This is a genomic window from Paenibacillus sp. sgz302164 (genome assembly GCF_056120505.1).
In genome coordinates this window covers 274,478-290,848 of the sequence record NZ_JBVYOL010000006.1, presented here as the reverse complement: position 1 = coordinate 290,848, position 16,371 = coordinate 274,478, and the positions used below count along the sequence as shown (strand labels likewise).

The following is a 16,371-nucleotide window of genomic DNA, read 5'->3' as shown; positions in this document are numbered from 1 at the left end:
ATACGAATGCAGGAAAAACGCCTTGAGCGGCTGCGCAAAGAGATGCGGCAGCTGGATTTGCCGGCAGTGCTTGTTACCAATGCGTACAACCGCGTATACTTGACGGGTTTTACGGGATCTTCGGGTTATGTCGTCGTTACACAGGATCGGGCGGTTCTGTTGACCGATTTTCGCTATATGACGCAAGCGCCGCAGCAGGCGAAGCTTTTTGAAGTGATCGAGCATAAACCCAAAGCCGTCGAATCGGTCGGCGATATTTTGCGGCAGCAGGGAATCGGTCAGCTTGGTTTTGAGCAGGCGGACGTGTCCTATGGCGATTACTTGAGCTACCAGGCCGCATTGCCGGGCATTCAGCTTGTCCCGACTGACCGGCTGGTCGAGCGGATCCGCAATATCAAGGATGAGACCGAACTGCAAATCATGCAGGAAGCCGCCGATTTGGCCGATGCGACGTTCTCGCATATTTTGTCTTTTCTGAAGCCCGGTGCGGTGGAAAAAGACATTGCTTTGGAAATCGAAATGTTCATCCGCAAAAACGGCGGGACTTCCACATCGTTCGAGACGATCGTTGCATCCGGCGAGCGGTCCGCACTGCCGCACGGCAAAGCGAGCGACCGCGTTTTGCAGAGCAACGAATTTGTCAAATTGGATTTCGGAGCGTATTATAAAGGGTATTGCTCCGACATTACCCGCACGGTTATGCTGGGCAAGCCGACGGATAAGCACAAAGAAATTTACGGCATCGTGCTGGAAGCTCAGCTGCACTGCCTGGACAACCTGAAACCCGGCATTACCGGCCGGCAGGGCGACGCCTTTGCCCGCGACGTGATCGCGCGCCACGGCTACGGCGAATATTTCGGCCACGGCACCGGACACGGCCTGGGCATGGAAGTTCACGAATCTCCGCGATTGTCCAAAGCGGAAGATACGATTTTAACACCCGGCATGGTAGTAACGGTCGAGCCTGGCATCTATCTCCCCGGATTCGGCGGAGTGCGGATAGAGGACGACGTCGTCATTACCGACGCCGGAATTAAAATACTTACACATTCTAGCAAAGATTTTCTTATCATTGATTAGCGGAGGGACACACCAGTGATTTCAGTAAATGATTTTAAAACAGGTTTAACGATTGTAGTGGACGGCGACTTGTTTACCGTTCAAGATTTTCAACACGTCAAACCGGGCAAAGGCGCTGCATTCGTGCGCACCAAGCTCAAAAACCTGCGCAACGGCAACACCGTCGAGCGCACGTTCCGCGCAGGCGAGAACGTGGGCCGCGCTCACATCGACAACAAAGATATGCAGTATTTGTACGCCAGCGGCAGCGAACACACTTTCATGGATAATGAAACTTACGATCAGACCAGCTTGACGTCTGAGCAGCTCAAGTGGGAGCTGAACTTCCTGAAAGAGAACATGAACATTAAAATCATGAGCTATCAGGGCGAAATTCTCGGTATCAACCTGCCGAAAAGCGTAGAGCTGAAAGTCGTTGAAACCGAGCCGGGCATCAAAGGCAACACAGCTACCGGCGCTACCAAAAACGCCAAGCTGGAAACCGGACTGAACGTGCAAGTTCCGCTCTTCATCAACGAAGGCGACGTGCTGCTCATCGATACCGACGAAGGCAAATACATTTCCCGCGCCTAAGCAAGGGCCGGGCAATGATGAAGGGACTGACCTGCCAATAGCTTTAGCTATTGGGCGGGCCGGTCCCTTTTGCGTTCGCGCCGCCCGGGGGGGCGGGGCGGAGTTTGGCTGAGCGCGCACGGCTCATGTGGTCGACCGACCGCCGTCATGCAGCGCAACACCGCGCACCAGGAGTTGCGCGCGGTGCGACAGCAGGGGCAGCGCAGTAAAGGGAGCGTGGTAAACGCAAACTGGCAAAACCTGCAAATATCAAAATTGTTGAGAAAAGCAGAACGTATGTTGGAGAGGTGCACAGCCGTTCTTCCCCAACTGACACCTCTCCCGTGCGGGTTTGGGTATACAAGGCAGCTCGGTAGGGAGAAAACCTGCGAAAGTGCAGGCTTTTTTCGCAAAAGCGGTTCATTTCGGCGAAAAGCCTGCAAAAGTACAGGAATTTTCGCTTTTGATGCGTCTTGGAGTGGATTTGGGTGAAAAAAACTGCACATATGCAGGAATATTCCGCAGCAAGGGCATCAAAAGAAAAATAACTGCACATTTGCAGGAATTATACATCCTTCCACCATCATTATCGGCTTAACGCGACCTAACCCCCTCACCGTAAAGTAGTCGTGGAATCTTTCGGGTAACGATAAAATCCTCCTGAGCGCTCAACCTGCGGCCAGGAGGATTTTCATATTTATTCGTGTTTTATCTACGTTATCTCCCACATTTCATCAGGTTTATGCTATAATATTGAATTGTTATGTTATTTGATGCGTTAGGAGTGGGTCAGCTTTGTCTCTTATTGTGATGAAATTTGGCGGCAGCTCTGTCGGAGATGCGGAGCGAATGAAACGTGTTGCAAAAAGAATCGTAGAACGAAAACAGGCGGGTCACAGCTGCGTCGTTGTCGTTTCGGCGATGGGAGATACAACCGATGATTTGATCGACCTGTCCAGGCAAATTTATGACGGCGCTCCACCTGCCCGGGAAATGGATATGCTGCTGACAACAGGCGAACAAGTATCGGTAGCCTTATTGTCGATGGCGATACATAGCCTTGGGGAAAAGGCCGTTTCGTATACCGGTTGGCAAAGCGGTATTTATACCGAAGAGGTTCACGGGAAAGCGAGAATTACGGATATTCAGCCGAAACGGGTGAGCGACGCCCTTGCGCAAGGAAATGTCGTCATCGTAGCCGGCTTCCAGGGCATGACGGAAGCAGGGGAAATTACGACGCTCGGCCGCGGCGGATCGGATACGACCGCAGTGGCGCTGGCTGCCGCGATCAAGGCTGATCTTTGCGAAATTTACACGGACGTTGACGGCGTATATTCCACAGATCCGCGAATTGTGAAAGTAGCCAGAAAGCTTAACGAGATTTCGTACGACGAAATGCTGGAGCTGGCTAACCTCGGTGCAGCCGTGCTTCATCCGCGTGCTGTTGAGTATGCCAAAAATTACAACGTAACCCTCGTGGTGCGTTCCAGCTTTACTTACAATGAAGGTACCAACGTGAAGGAGGAAGCAGTGATGGAGCAAGGAATCGTTGTTCGAGGCATCGCTTACGATAAAAATGTAGCAAGAATCAGTATTCTCGGTGTACCGGAGAAGCCGGGGCAACTGGCCAAAGTGTTCACGGCGCTTGCCGACGTGCAAATCGACGTGGACATTATCGTGCAAAGCGGCGTCATCGACGGTTCGGCCGATTTCTCTTTCACGACGTCCTTGTCCGACCGGGAAAAAGCGCTTGAAGTGATCGGGAAAATTCAAGGCGAAATAGGCTTCCGCGAAGTGACTTCCGAAGTGAATCTCGTCAAAGTGTCCATCGTCGGCGCCGGCATGGTCAGCACGCCGGGAGTTGCGGCAACGATGTTCAAAGTCATTTCCGACCTTGGCGTCAGCATCAGCCTGGTCAGCACGTCCGAGATCAAAATGTCCTGCGTCATCGACGGCACGCATCTGGCCGACGTTATCCGCGCGCTGCATACGGCGTACGGCTTGGACACTACGGAGCAGGCGTTCGTCGGCGGACCGCAGGATCGGAGATAGCTACTTGATTTTATCGGCAAGAAAGTAAGCCACCTTGAGCAAAAACGCCGTGATTCCGGCGGCCATGAGAGGTCCTACCGGAATACCGCGCATAAATACAATGCCGAATATCGATCCAATGACAAGGCCCACAATTAATTGTGGGTCTATTTTTAATAGTTCCAGTCCTTTGCCGTTCATGTAAGTCGCGATAGCCCCTCCCGCCAATGCAATGAGGCCGGGCCAGGTCGTAAATACGGACACGATGTCCTTGAAGGAGATGCGCTCGCTTGCAAAAGGGACGAGTACCCCCATGGTCAAAAAAAGCAGGCCTAATTCCAGCCCCCGCCGCTCCAGGGTCGGCAGGTAGCGGTCGAGCCCGATCAGCTTCACGACAAGCAGGATGCAGGCGGCCGTCGTAATAATATGCGATCGGCCGATCAGCCCGATAATAATAAGAATGACCAGTAACAAGTCGCCGTTCATGCCAAAACCCCTTGTCTCATGAGTAGTCAATCCTAGTCTATGAGTCGGGCTTTGTTTTAGAACACGATGGGGCTATGGGGAACCATCCGGTCATTTTGCAAAACGGGCACCGTGGCAAACGTATTCGACTCCCCGCAGAACGCGATATCGTCGCGGAACCCGAGCTTGCACAATCTTTTGCCGTTTGAGGTTTTCAGCAGCGTTTCCGTTATGTTCGATTGCAGGTGCAGGTAGCAGTTCATCATAGCGAGCCCGAAATCGTTGATTTGCGTATGCTTATCCCCGATCAAGCCGATGAGCTCGGTGACGAGCTGGCCGGCGCAAAGCCCGTCTTCCAGAGCAAACACGTCCTGCGTGCCTGCGCACACGAGCACGACGTCCCGTTTGAACTCCGCCGCGGCAGCCGCACAGGCTCTTCCGTTAATCAGCGCACCCGCCAGCACATGGTCCGCTTTCATCGCCTTTTGAATGCCGCGCGTGCCGTTGGTCGTCGTCAGAATCACTTTTTTGCCGCCGACGGCGGACGGCGTATATTCACCCGGCGAATTCCCGAAATCGAAGCCGGGTATTTTTTTGCAGAAGCGCTCGCCCCCGAGCAGGTCTCCCTGCCCTTGCAGTTCTTTGGCCTGCAGCACGGTTTCCACAGGGACGACGGCGATGCAGCCGTTGGCTAAAGCTGCAATCATCGTGCTGGTAGCGCGAAGGACATCGATCACGACGACCGTTTTATGGATGAATTCATCGGACCTGGCTTCGCCTACGCTCGCGACCACATCGATTTGCATGGTTCAATCCTTCCCGGCACCGAAGGACAACGTATCGGAGCGAAGCCCTCTCCGCAATGCTTCCAAAGAAATAATGTCCGGAGTCGCGATATTGCCCAAATGAATGTCAGGGCCCAAAAGCTGCAGCAAATGGACCTGCTGGTGTTTCAGCGGCGCTTCCCACAAAAGCAGGTGCCGCCCCGGTATCGCGGAAAGCACTTTATGCAGCTCCTCGTCCTTGCAGTTCCCCTGTTCGTCAAAAATGCCCACGCCCATCCCGGATTCCCGGGCTTCGATCGTCACAAGCTCCGCGCCGAACTGCGCATCCAGCGTTACCGTCTCGATAAGCTCCTCAAGCTCGATCGATGACCCCCAGCCTTTTTTGCCATATTCGGTAAAGACCTCAAGACCGGCCTCCAGCCCCCGCAGGATCAATTCGTTTCTAAGCCTCCGATCCATGCTGATCGTTCCGTCGGACACTTCAAGTCCGGTAAATCCGAGCGCGATAACCATATCAAAAAAAGAATCGACCGCATCCTGGGCGACAGCTACCTCCAGGAACGTGCCTCCCGGATAGACGCAAATGCCGGCAGCTTTGGCCATTTCGATTTTCTTTTTCAATATTTGCTGAGGGTATAGAGGCGAGGTTCCGAATCCGAACTTGATCATATCCACATGATCGCCGGAAGCGCTCAGCAAATCCTCAAAGGCGTTCATGCCCAGCCCTTTGTCGATTACCATCGTTTTTCCGAGCGTCCTCGGTTTGGCCTGTCTCCGCCCTGAGGGGTCGACCAGAACCGGGTTCCATTTCAGTTGAGAGGTCACTTCCATGGGATCTATCTCCTCGCTATCCTGTTAAGGTTCATTTCTGAGTTCATCATATGCATTTTTGATTGGGGTGGTGCCCACTATGCCTAAAATCAGACGAGCCCGCATAAGGTAGGGTAAAAAGGGTTAGCAGCCGTTGAACCTCTTTTGAAAGCTGCATCGGGGCGCTCCGCGATTTGAAAAAACCTCCGACTCCCGTTGTAAAGCCGTTTCCTTATTGGACTGGCCTTCGGGCGGTAGAAACGGCTTTACAAAAGTATCGTCTCCGGCTTTTTTCCAATCTCTGCGCTTTTGCAGCTTCAGCCCGGGTTCACAAGGAGGATGCCCTTTTTAAAGGAGGGAAGCAAGAAGGCATGATCAACAAAATTGTTCTGAGCATGGCGTCGCTGAGGTTGATGTCGGGAAGCATCGAGATCATTGCGGCGATTTTGATGATCCGGTTGAATCAGGTGGATAAAGCTTTGCTGGTCAATACGGGACTGGCTTTGGTAGGTCCTCTAGTACTTTTGACGACAACGACTATCGGTCTAGTAGCTATTGCCGAAAAACTATCATTTGGCAAAATGCTATGGGTGATTGCGGGTGTAAGCTGCATTTTCATAGGCATATTAAAAAAGTAAACTGTCATATTTCTTTCTATCAGGCATACAAATGAATAGAGAAGACTGGACAACCTGGAGGCATGGCCCACTATGCTGGATTCGATAATAAACCTGCTTCCCCGCTCGCTGCAAACGATTTTGGCGCAGCTTCCGGCAGACGTTCAACAGGGCGTGGAAGAGATCAGGGTGAGAGAGTCGCGGCCGCTTGAGATCGGCTTTTGCGGCAAGTACGCGTTTTTGAACGGCCGGGGCCAACTGGTATACGACGAAGCGGCAGCCTACAAGCCCGGCGAGGCGGACTGCCGGTCCCTTCTGGAAATGCTGACGAATCATTCCTTGTACACGTTCGAGGAGGAGCTGCGCCGGGGCTACATTACCGTTGCCGGAGGCCATCGGGTCGGACTGGCCGGGAGGACGGTGCTCGAGCAGGGGCAGGTCAAGCAAATCCGCGACGTAAGCTCCTTTAACATCCGGGTCGCGAGGGACGTCCAAGGGGCCGCCAAAGAGGTGATGCCGTACTTGTTCGATCCCGCGCTGCAAAGCATCCACCATACGCTCATTATTTCACCTCCGCAGCAAGGAAAGACGACGCTCGTCCGCGATCTAGCGAGGTTGGTGAGCCGGGGCGACTGGGGTTCGGCTGTCAGGGAGGCGGCACATGAACCGCCGGCCCGGATCGGACGCAAAGTCGGCGTTGTCGACGAGCGTTCGGAATTGGCGGCCAGCGTCAGAGGCGTTCCGCGGTTCGATCTCGGCCCGCGCACGGATGTGCTTGACGGCTGCCCCAAAGCGGAGGGGATGATGATGATGATCCGCTCCCTGTCACCGGACGTGCTGGTCGTCGATGAAATCGGCCGGCCCGAGGATGCGTCGGCGATCCACGAGGCGGTCCACGCCGGCATCCGGCTGGTCGCGACCGCTCATGGCGCCGACTATGAGGATGTGCGGCTCCGGCCGGTTATGAGGCAGCTGCTGGACGAGGGGGTATTTGCCAGATATGTCGTGCTGGGAAGACGCAAGCAGGGTAACGCGCCGTTTCGGGTGCTGGACGGTTCCGGAAGACAGCTCCAAGCCTATCGAACGGGAAGAGGATGATCGATGATGCTGAAGTTTGCCGGATCGGTGCTCATCCTCGGAGCCGCCGCTCTGCTTGGTTTTCTGCAAGCCGCCCACTATGCCAGACGCCCCAGGCAAATTCGGCTGCTGATCGGAGCTTTGCAGCGGATGGAAACCGAGATCGTGTTTGCGCTCACACCGCTTCCCGACGCGTTCCTGTCGCTCAGCAAGCAGCTTGCCGAGCCCGTATCCTCGCTGTTTCGGCTGACTGCGCAGCGTCTTGCATCCCCGGACGGAACGGGAATGTCCGCGCGTGAAATATGGCGGCAAACGGTGACGGACGTATGGAAGCGGACTTCGCTGCAAATGCCCGAGCAGGAGATCGTGCTTCAACTCGGATCGGTGCTCGGAATCTCCGATCGCGAAGATCAGGTGAAGCATCTGCGGCTCGCCGTCAGCCAACTGCAGGCTGAGGAAACGGAAGCGAGAGAAGAGCAGCGCAGGTACGAAAAAATGTGGAAAAGCCTCGGTGTCCTGATAGGAGCATTAATCGTGATCTTGATGTATTAAAAGATGCAGCGGTACATTCGCCAAGCTTTTATCAGTTGTCAACAGAGTGGGGTGCCCGGAATGAACGTAGATGTAAACGCCATTTTCCAGATCGCCGGCATCGGCATCATCATCGCGATGATTCATTCGGTGCTCAAGCAGATGGGCAAAGAGGATATGGCGCATTGGGTGACGGTAATCGGCTTCGTGGTCGTGCTGTTCATGGTCGTCAGCATGCTGGATCACTTGTTTAAAGAAATCAAAACGATATTCCTTTTTCAGTAGGCGGACCTCGCTATGGAAATTATTCAAATCGTCGGTCTGGGGCTTATCGTTACGATACTATCGCTCATTATTAAAGAGCAGAAGCCGATGTTCGCTTTTTTGCTCGCAGCGTTTGCAGGAATTATGATCTTCCTGTTCCTGATCGGCAAAATATCGGCGGTCATCCAAATGCTCGAGAATTTGGCGCAAAAGTCCGGTGTCAACATGGTTTTCCTGAAAACGATACTGAAAATCATCGGCATTGCTTACATCGCCGAATTTGGCGCCCAAATCGTCCGGGACGCCGGGCAGGAATCCGTCGCTTCCAAAATCGAGCTGTCCGGCAAAATTTTGATTATGGTGATGGCGATTCCGATCATAACGGTCATTATAGAAACGGTCGTCAAACTGCTGCCCGCTTAAGGCGCAGCAACGCTTAAGGAGCTGAACCCAGTGATCCCACCCGCCCTGCGCCGCGCGCCCGACAACCGATGGACGATATTTGTGATTTTGCTGGCCAGCTTCTGGTTCGGATGGACGGGCACGTCAAACGCCTACTCTCCGGCGGATACGCTGATTAAAGAGCAGGCCAGCCATCTGAACACCGATCAGGTCGAGCAGTATTGGGATAAGCTGATGAAAGAATACGGCGGCTATTTCCCGGAAAGCAAGACGCCCAGCTTTATGGACTTGCTGCTGGGGACGAAAGGAATCAGCGTATCCAGCCTGTTCCGGGGACTATTGAATTATGTGTTCCATGAAGTGATTGTTAACGGCAAACTGCTCGCCTCCATCGTGATTTTAACCGTGTTCAGCATGATTTTGGAGACACTGCAAAGCTCGTTCGAAAAAAATACGGTCAGCAAGCTCGGATACTCCATCGCCTACATGGTCTTGATTATTATCGCGATCAACAGCTTCAGCGTTGCTATCGGCTATGCCAAGACAGCCATCACGTCGATGATCCAGTTCATGGTCGCTATCGTTCCGCTGCTGCTGACACTGCTCGCTTCGATGGGAAACGTAACCTCGGTTGCGATCCTGCATCCGCTGATCATCTTCATGGTCCATTCGATCGGCACCGCCATCTATGTGTTCGTGTTTCCGCTGCTGTTCTTTTCGGCGGTACTGAACATCGTCAGTTCGCTCAGCGAACGGTACAAAGTGACGCAGCTGGCCAATTTGCTGCGGACGGTCAGCCTCAGCCTGCTTGGCGTGTTTGTAACGGTTTTTCTCGGCGTCATATCGGTGCAGGGCACCGCAGGCGCCGTCAGGGACGGAGTCGCGATCCGGACGGCCAAGTACGTTACGGGAAATTTCATTCCCGTCGTCGGCAGGCTGTTCTCCGACGCCACCGAAACCGTCATTGGCGCTTCGCTGCTCGTCAAAAATGCGATCGGGCTCGTCGGCGTCATCATCCTCATTCTGCTGTGCGCCTTCCCGGCGATCAAAATATTGACGCTCGCTTTTATATATAACCTAAGCGCCGCAATGATGCAGCCGATCGGCGACAGCCCGATGATCGCCTGTCTGCAGACGATCGGCAAAAGCATGGTGTACGTGTTTGCCGCGCTCGCTGCGGTAGGACTGATGTTTTTCCTGGCGATCACGATCATGATCGCAATCAGCAACGTGTCGGTCATGATGCGCTAGGAGTCTGTCCGATGAACCACGCAGAAGGTATGCACAAAAGTAACTCCGTCGGACAGACTCCCAGGAGTCTGACGGTCGGTATGTTTGAAAAAGATGCTCAGGAGGACCTCCCATGGACTGGTTAGGCGGATGGCTCAAAACCGTCATCATGGTCATCTTGCTTGCGACCTTCGCAGATTTGCTGCTGCCGAGCAATACGATGCAGCGCTATGTCAAAACCGTGCTCAGCCTGTTCATCCTGCTGACGCTGCTTTCGCCGGTCGTCCAACTGCTGCGCAAAGATTGGAGCGTCGACCAATTGCTTGCCTCGGCCGAAACGAGGCAGAGCGAAGCCGCCCTGCAGGCTGGCGGCGGGAAAAACCTGATGAAATCGCTTGACGACATTACGCGCGAAGCGCAAAAGCTTGCGGCCGAAGGGAACAAACAGTCCGTGCAGCTGATCCAAACCCGGCTGGCCGAATTGATGAAGGAAGATTTGCAAAAACAAACGGATCTCGCCGTCAGCGACGTTCAAGTGCGCGCTCAAATCGACAATAACGGGAAACCCATCATTACCGATGTCAGGGTAACCCTTCATGATATAGAGGCGAAGCGGCAGCCGCAGCCCGGGGCTAAAGACGGCAGCATCGCCGCGATGCAGCCGGTCAAGCCCGTCGATCCGGTGCGGATCGACATTCAAGCCGGCGGCAAGTCCGCGCCGGCAAGCAAAGGGCAGGAGCCGCTGCCGCAGCGGTTGCAGCAGGAACGCGACCGGCTCATTCAAGGAATCAGCCGTGACTGGCAAATAAAACCGGCGCAAATCGGCATCCGCATTCTAACCGATGCGGGCAAGCTGTAACAGCGCACGGGCGAGGGGCACATTCACGAAACGAAGCGGGGTGAACGGATGGGAACATTGCTGCAATGGATGGAGCAGAAATTCGGAGGAGGTCCCGGAGGACCCAAACGCAAAAATACAATCCTGTGGGTCGTATTGATTGGTCTCTCGGGAGCTGCGCTGATGATTCTGAACTCTTTTTTAACCGTAAAAGATGCCGATCCCATTAACGAAGGCAGAGCCTCTCCGCCTCCGAACCAAACGACGTTTCTCGGCAGCCAGCCGAAAGAAAATTCCGCTTTTCACGATTACGAGGAAGCTTACGGCGCGCAGTTGAAAGAAATTTTGCAAAAAATTGTCGGCGTCGGCGATGTGGAAGTGCTGGTAACGATCGAATCCACGGAAGAAGTGACCGTCGATAAAAACTACAACGACAGCCAGCAAATGACGACCGAGCGCGATACGAATGGCGCTACGAGAAACATCTCCCAGGTTACGCGGAGCGGGGAAGTGGTCATCTACCAGGTTTCGGGGGACCAGAAGCCGCTCGTGCTCAAATATATCAAACCCAAAATCAGAGGGGTTATCGTCGTCGCCAGGGGCGCGGAAAATTTGACCGTGAAAAAAATGATTTCCGAAGCGGTGGAGCGGGGCCTGGACGTTCCCGCCCATAAAATCTCGATTTTGCCGAGAAAAACAGGTTAAACGCTGCAACTGTTCAACCATTTCATTCATCATACCCAATTTCAAATATCCAAGGAGGAATTTTCAATGAACGCAAAAAGACAAACAATTTGGCTCGTATCCATGCTTAGCCTGATGGTGGTGCTGTCCGCTTACTACTTGTTTACCGAAGACGTGAACAAGCTGGATGTCGCTTCGACAGAAAACGTCAAAAAGCCGCAGGAAGTCAAAATCGACATGAGCCAGGTCGACCCGGGCGCAGCCGCCGCGAATACAGGCAAAACGGACACAAAAGCCGCTGCCGGCACAGATGCCAAAACGGACGCAAAAGCAAACGCCCAAACTAGCACGCAAACAAATACGCAAACAGATGCCAAGGCGAACCCGCAAACGAACCCGCAAACGAGCGCGAAAACGGATGTGAAGACTGACGCCAAAACAGGCGCGAAAACAGATGCCAAACCATCGGCCGACGCATCCGGTGACGCCAAGCAAAGCGCGGACGCGAAAATTTTGCAGCAGGTCGAGGAGCAGTCGAAAGCGACATCGGCCAGCGACTATTTTACGAACGAGCAGTTGAAACGTCATGAAGCGTACACGAAAAAATCTTCCGATCTGCTGGATCTGATCACGGACAAAAATCAAACTCCGGAAGCCGTAGCCAAAGCGAACAACGACCTCGAGAAGCTGTCCGGCGACTACGACAAGATCGAGAACCTGGAAGGGATGCTGATGAAAGATTATTCGCAGGCGATCGTGACGCAGGAAGGCAACGCCTGGAAAGTGACGGTGCAAAGCGGCAAACTTGAAAAAAGCCAGGGCGTTACGATCGTGGACATGGTCATGAAAGAGCTTGGCGCTGCTCCCGAAAATATTAAGATTCAATACGTCCGTCCATAGATTCTGGCGTCAAACCGCAAAAAATGACGCAATCCGCCGGAAAGGGTCCGCGAAACTGGACTCTTTCCATTTCTTGCGTTTATGGGTATAATACTAACGTTGCGGGTGAAGTAGCCCGCTTTCATAGGTTACGTGCCCGTGTTAAAGGTTCACCAACTTTGAAGGAGTGACTTTAATGTTCAAATTGAGTGAAATCAAAGAGCTGATCAAGCTGGTTGATCAATCCAATTTACAAGAGCTTGAAATCGAAAACGAAGGATCGCGACTTTCGATTCGTAAGCCGAATAAAACGGAATCTGTATTGGTTGCTGCGCCTGTTCAGCATACATACGCGCAAGCGGGACATGCCAGCGTTGTCCACCAGGCGCCTGCGCCTGCCGCCGAGACCGCGTCCGTGCAGTCCGTTCCGGCCGCGAAGCAGAACGACCCGTCCGTTCACACAATTGTGTCCCCGATGGTAGGCACATTTTATCAGGCTGCTTCCCCGGGCGCCGCTCCTTACGTCAGCGTCGGCTCCAAAGTCGTCGACAAAACGGTCGTATGCATCGTGGAAGCGATGAAGCTGATGAACGAGATCGAAGCGGAAATCAAAGGCGAAATCGTTGAAGTGCTCGTCGAAAACGGCCAGCTTGTCGAATACGGCCAACCATTATTTTTGGTCAGACCGGAGTAAGCGCGTTTTGTTCAGGAGGGAAAACCATGAAGTTTCATAAAATCCTTATCGCGAACCGCGGAGAGATCGCCGTTCGTATTATTCGGGCCTGCAGAGAGCTCGGCATCGATACGGTCGCCGTTTATTCGGAAGCCGACCGCGAAGCGCTGCATGTGCGCCTTGCCGACGAAGCTTACTGCATCGGGCCGACCGCGTCCAAAGACAGCTATTTGAATTTCACGAACCTCATGAGCGTAGCTACGCTAACGGAGTGTGACGCTATTCATCCCGGCTACGGATTTTTGGCGGAGAACGCCGATTTTGCGGAGATTTGCGAGAGCTGCAATCTGACGTTCATCGGACCTTCCCCGGATGCGATCAGCCGGATGGGGGACAAGTCCGTCGCCAAGCAGACGATGAAAGAAGCGAGAGTGCCTATCATTCCCGGTTCCGACGGTCTGGTAGAGAACATCGAGGACGCGCTGAGCATCGCCAGAGATATCGGTTATCCGGTCATTATCAAGGCTACGGCCGGCGGCGGCGGCAAAGGCATCCGCATTGCGGAGGACGAGGATACGCTCGTTCAGCAAATTGCGACCGCACAGCAGGAGGCGCAGAACGCTTTCGGCAACTCAGGCGTCTATCTGGAGAAATATTTGACCGGCATGAAGCACGTCGAAATTCAAATTCTTGCGGACAAGCACGGCAACGTCGTGCACTTGGGCGAACGCGACTGCTCGGTGCAGCGCCGCAGGCAGAAGCTGGTCGAAGAAGCGCCATGTCCGATTTTGACCCCGGAAATCCGCAAAGCGATGGGGGAAGCGGCGGTACGCGCAGCGCAGGCCGTGAATTATTCCGGTGCGGGAACGCTGGAGTTTTTGCTTGCTCCGGACGGTCAATTCTACTTCATGGAAATGAATACGAGAATTCAGGTCGAGCATCCGGTTACGGAAATGATCACGGGAATTGATATTATCCAAGAGATGATCAGCATCGCCGAAGGCAATCCGCTGTCGTTCTCCCAGGATGATGTCAAAATCAACGGCTGGGCTATCGAATGCCGTGTCAATGCGGAAGATCCGAACAAGAACTTCATGCCTTCCGCCGGACAAGTAAGATTTTACCTGCCTCCGGGGGGCTTCGGCGTCAGGGTGGACAGCGCGGCATATCCGGGCTATACGATTCCGCCGCACTATGACTCCATGATCGCGAAGCTGATCGTGTGGGGAACCGACCGCAACGACGCGATTGCCCGGATGAAAAGGGCGCTCACGGAGTTCGCCGTCGAAGGCGTGCATACGACAATTCCGTTTCACCAAAAATTGCTGGAGCACAAGAAATTTATCCAGGGCGACCACGACATCAAATTTTTGGAAGAACACGATGTGAACGATCCGGAATCCTAGGAGTCTGCCCAGACAGACTCCCAGACATTTGTTTGTCATATAATCGGCGAAATGGTATAGTATTTTATTATGACAGCTTATCCCAAACACGATAAAATTGATACATGCTGACGAGGCCGGTTATACTTTCGCGCCTGTGCAGCGCAAATGTTTACGAAGCCGGTTTTCTGGCGAAAATTTTTAGGAGGTGCCACAATGACCACAATCGCTCCGGATTACGTCAAGACAGACTTGGGCAGCATCCAAATTGCCCCTGAAGTTATTGAAATCATTGCCGGTCTGGCAACGGTTGAAGTGCAGGGAGTAGCGGGGATGAGCGGCGGTCTGGCAGGCGGAATTGCCGAATTGCTCGGACGCAAGAACTTGTCCAAGGGCGTAAAAGTTGAAGTGGGGCAGCGCGAAGCCGCCATTGACGTCTCCATTATTGTCGAATACGGAAATCGAATCCCGGAAGTGGCCGGCGGAATTCAACAAAATGTCAAGCAGGCGATTGAATCGATGACAGGGTTGAATGTAGTGGAAGTGAACGTACACATCCACGACGTCCATTTCAAATCGAACGACAAACCGGTCGAAGAAGAGTCGCCGGCCGCGCAACGAGTGAAATAAGCGGATCATTTGAAGCCCCCTACAGGTTGCAGGGGGTTTCTTCATAGGAAGGGGACAAGCTCTCGTGGGTAAAATTGCAGACAGGCTTCTGTTATTCCTGTACAGCCTTATCATATTCGCCGTTTCCATCGCCGTTTTATCCGTGGCAAGCAGCTGGATTCCGAAAGAACAGGCCGATGCCGTGCTCAGCAGTTTTTATTTTGATAAAAACTACGCTTACACAGCGATAGCCGTCAGCCTCATCGTGCTGCTCATCAGCATTCGCTTTTTATACATATCGCTGCGCAGAAGCCGCTCCCAATCCCCGTCCATCGATCAGCGTACGGAGGTGGGCGACATTCGGATTTCCATCGAAACGGTGGAGAATCTTTCCTTGAAAGCGGCCGGGCGCACGAGAGGGGTCAAAGATTTGCGGGCCCGCGTCCGGGTCAGCCAATCCGGTCTGGAACTGTTGATCCGCACCGTGGTAGACGGGGAAAGCTCCATTCCCGACCTGACCGAAGAGATGCAGAACAACGTGAAACGGCATATTGAGGAAATTACCGGCATCCCGGTAGCTTCCGTAACCGTATACGTTGCCAACATCGTGCAGTCCGCTCCATCATTTAAAAGCCGTGTCGAATAGAGGTGAACCCACCCATGTGGAATGAGCTGTGGGAGCAGCATAGGGGCAAGACGATCGGAACTGGCTTGGGCGTATTTTTTGGCTTTATTTATTTGTTTTTCGGTTTTTGGAACATGCTCATTTTTGCATGTATCGTACTGCTTGGATTGTATGTCGGCAACAGGCTCGACCGCAGGGAAGGCTTTCCGGTGCTCGAAGACATTTGGCGCTATCTCACGCAAAAATGGAGAATGTTTCGCTAAAATCCTTGGGTTTTCCATGGATTTTTTTGTTTGGATTCATTCACGAATGACGTATACTAGAGGAAAAGCAATGATTCGGATACGATACCCGAATTTTTAGGAGGACATGAATGAAACGCAGGGTCGCAAGGGAAATTGCGCTACAAAGTTTATACCAAATACAGATGAATGAGGCGTCTCCGAAGGAGGCCGTCGAGAACGCCATCCATGAAGCGGAACATGACAACGAAGCGCAGCTCGATGTCGCCGACGAGAAAATTTCGCCGGCCTATATTTATGAGCTGGTCGAGGGGACAACCGTCAACAAGGTCCGGATCGACGAAGTGCTGGAAGAGTATTTGAAAGGCTGGCAAATGGACAGGCTGTCCCGCATCGACCGCGAAGTGCTGCGGCTTGCGGTTTACGAAATGATTTACCGCGAGGATGTGCCGCCGAAAGTCGTCGTGAACGAGGCGATCGAGCTCGCGAAACATTTCGGCACGGAAGAATCCGGGAAGTTTGTCAACGGAGTACTCGGCAAAATGATCAAGGAACTGGCAAACATCAAAAGCAAGCCTGCGCATTGATTGGA

22 protein-coding genes are annotated in these 16,371 nt (G+C 53.3%); 19 read left to right on the top strand and 3 right to left on the bottom strand.

Going from position 1 to position 16,371, the window contains the following annotated elements; all coding sequences use genetic code 11:
* Positions 1–6: 6 nt before the first annotated feature.
* The 4 genes from AC0LWT_RS12585 to AC0LWT_RS12570 all read left to right on the top strand — a co-directional run bounded on the left by AC0LWT_RS12585 (position 7) and on the right by AC0LWT_RS12570 (position 3,684).
* Positions 7–1,080 (top strand): M24 family metallopeptidase, encoded by a 1,074-nt coding sequence (locus tag AC0LWT_RS12585; RefSeq protein WP_474681590.1) that lies wholly within the window; start codon positions 7–9, stop codon positions 1,078–1,080.
* A 15-nt stretch (positions 1,081–1,095) separates the two neighbouring features.
* Positions 1,096–1,653, top strand: a complete 558-nt coding sequence (gene efp / locus AC0LWT_RS12580; RefSeq protein WP_474681589.1) for an elongation factor P — start codon at positions 1,096–1,098, stop codon at positions 1,651–1,653.
* Positions 1,654–2,026: 373 nt separating this feature from the next.
* On the top strand, positions 2,027–2,230 hold the full coding sequence (locus AC0LWT_RS12575) for a hypothetical protein (RefSeq protein WP_474681588.1): 204 nt from the start codon (positions 2,027–2,029) through the stop codon (positions 2,228–2,230).
* A 197-nt stretch (positions 2,231–2,427) separates the two neighbouring features.
* Positions 2,428–3,684 carry an aspartate kinase gene (locus AC0LWT_RS12570; RefSeq protein WP_474681587.1) on the top strand — a complete coding sequence of 419 codons (1,257 nt, stop codon included), beginning with the start codon at positions 2,428–2,430 and terminating at the stop codon, positions 3,682–3,684.
* On the opposite strand, the gene AC0LWT_RS12565 is transcribed toward AC0LWT_RS12570, so the two are convergent.
* From AC0LWT_RS12565 to comA, 3 genes are read right to left on the bottom strand one after another with little or no spacing between them, the layout of a single operon-like run.
* On the bottom strand, positions 3,685–4,149 hold the full coding sequence (locus AC0LWT_RS12565; RefSeq protein WP_474681586.1) for a DUF441 domain-containing protein: 465 nt from the start codon (positions 4,147–4,149) through the stop codon (positions 3,685–3,687).
* Positions 4,150–4,205: 56 nt separating this feature from the next.
* Entirely contained in the window at positions 4,206–4,934 is a 729-nt protein-coding gene (locus tag AC0LWT_RS12560) for a 2-phosphosulfolactate phosphatase (protein WP_474681585.1), read from the bottom strand.
* Positions 4,935–4,937: 3 nt separating this feature from the next.
* Entirely contained in the window at positions 4,938–5,744 is an 807-nt protein-coding gene (gene comA / locus AC0LWT_RS12555; protein ID WP_474681584.1) for a phosphosulfolactate synthase, read from the bottom strand.
* Between the two features lie 350 nt (positions 5,745–6,094).
* On the opposite strand from comA, the gene AC0LWT_RS12550 reads away from it, so the two are divergent.
* The 15 genes from AC0LWT_RS12550 (at position 6,095) to nusB (ending at position 16,366) form a co-directional block, all read left to right on the top strand.
* Positions 6,095–6,361, top strand: a complete 267-nt coding sequence (locus tag AC0LWT_RS12550; protein ID WP_474681583.1) for a YqhV family protein — start codon at positions 6,095–6,097, stop codon at positions 6,359–6,361.
* A gap of 72 nt (positions 6,362–6,433) precedes the next feature.
* Positions 6,434–7,438, top strand: coding sequence for a stage III sporulation protein AA (spoIIIAA, locus tag AC0LWT_RS12545; protein ID WP_474681582.1), 1,005 nt, complete (start codon positions 6,434–6,436; stop codon positions 7,436–7,438).
* Between the two features lie 6 nt (positions 7,439–7,444).
* A complete protein-coding gene (gene spoIIIAB / locus AC0LWT_RS12540) occupies positions 7,445–7,969 on the top strand; it encodes a stage III sporulation protein SpoIIIAB (protein WP_474681687.1) in 525 nt (174 codons plus the stop codon).
* A 60-nt stretch (positions 7,970–8,029) separates the two neighbouring features.
* Positions 8,030–8,233 (top strand): stage III sporulation protein AC, encoded by a 204-nt coding sequence (gene spoIIIAC, locus AC0LWT_RS12535; RefSeq protein ID WP_029197158.1) that lies wholly within the window; start codon positions 8,030–8,032, stop codon positions 8,231–8,233.
* Between the two features lie 12 nt (positions 8,234–8,245).
* Entirely contained in the window at positions 8,246–8,635 is a 390-nt protein-coding gene (spoIIIAD, locus tag AC0LWT_RS12530) for a stage III sporulation protein AD (protein WP_474681581.1), read from the top strand.
* Positions 8,636–8,719: 84 nt separating this feature from the next.
* Positions 8,720–9,865 carry a stage III sporulation protein AE gene (spoIIIAE, locus tag AC0LWT_RS12525; protein WP_474681686.1) on the top strand — a complete coding sequence of 382 codons (1,146 nt, stop codon included), beginning with the start codon at positions 8,720–8,722 and terminating at the stop codon, positions 9,863–9,865.
* Positions 9,866–9,977: 112 nt separating this feature from the next.
* Positions 9,978–10,703 carry a stage III sporulation protein AF gene (gene spoIIIAF, locus AC0LWT_RS12520; RefSeq protein ID WP_474681580.1) on the top strand — a complete coding sequence of 242 codons (726 nt, stop codon included), beginning with the start codon at positions 9,978–9,980 and terminating at the stop codon, positions 10,701–10,703.
* A gap of 48 nt (positions 10,704–10,751) precedes the next feature.
* Positions 10,752–11,387: a stage III sporulation protein AG gene (gene spoIIIAG, locus AC0LWT_RS12515; RefSeq protein ID WP_474681579.1), complete on the top strand. Its 636-nt coding sequence runs from the start codon at positions 10,752–10,754 to the stop codon at positions 11,385–11,387.
* Between the two features lie 66 nt (positions 11,388–11,453).
* On the top strand, positions 11,454–12,266 hold the full coding sequence (locus tag AC0LWT_RS12510; RefSeq protein WP_474681578.1) for a SpoIIIAH-like family protein: 813 nt from the start codon (positions 11,454–11,456) through the stop codon (positions 12,264–12,266).
* 175 nt (positions 12,267–12,441) lie between these two features.
* A complete protein-coding gene (gene accB, locus AC0LWT_RS12505) occupies positions 12,442–12,939 on the top strand; it encodes an acetyl-CoA carboxylase biotin carboxyl carrier protein (RefSeq protein WP_474681577.1) in 498 nt (165 codons plus the stop codon).
* Positions 12,940–12,965: 26 nt separating this feature from the next.
* Entirely contained in the window at positions 12,966–14,324 is a 1,359-nt protein-coding gene (accC, locus tag AC0LWT_RS12500) for an acetyl-CoA carboxylase biotin carboxylase subunit (protein ID WP_474681576.1), read from the top strand.
* Between the two features lie 195 nt (positions 14,325–14,519).
* On the top strand, positions 14,520–14,933 hold the full coding sequence (locus AC0LWT_RS12495) for an Asp23/Gls24 family envelope stress response protein (protein WP_474681575.1): 414 nt from the start codon (positions 14,520–14,522) through the stop codon (positions 14,931–14,933).
* Positions 14,934–14,997: 64 nt separating this feature from the next.
* Positions 14,998–15,558, top strand: a complete 561-nt coding sequence (gene amaP, locus AC0LWT_RS12490) for an alkaline shock response membrane anchor protein AmaP (protein ID WP_474681574.1) — start codon at positions 14,998–15,000, stop codon at positions 15,556–15,558.
* Positions 15,559–15,572: 14 nt separating this feature from the next.
* Complete coding sequence (locus AC0LWT_RS12485) at positions 15,573–15,800, top strand: DUF2273 domain-containing protein (RefSeq protein WP_474681573.1); 228 nt, start codon at positions 15,573–15,575, stop codon at positions 15,798–15,800.
* A 110-nt stretch (positions 15,801–15,910) separates the two neighbouring features.
* Complete coding sequence (gene nusB, locus AC0LWT_RS12480; RefSeq protein ID WP_474681572.1) at positions 15,911–16,366, top strand: transcription antitermination factor NusB; 456 nt, start codon at positions 15,911–15,913, stop codon at positions 16,364–16,366.
* Positions 16,367–16,371: the final 5 nt, after the last annotated feature.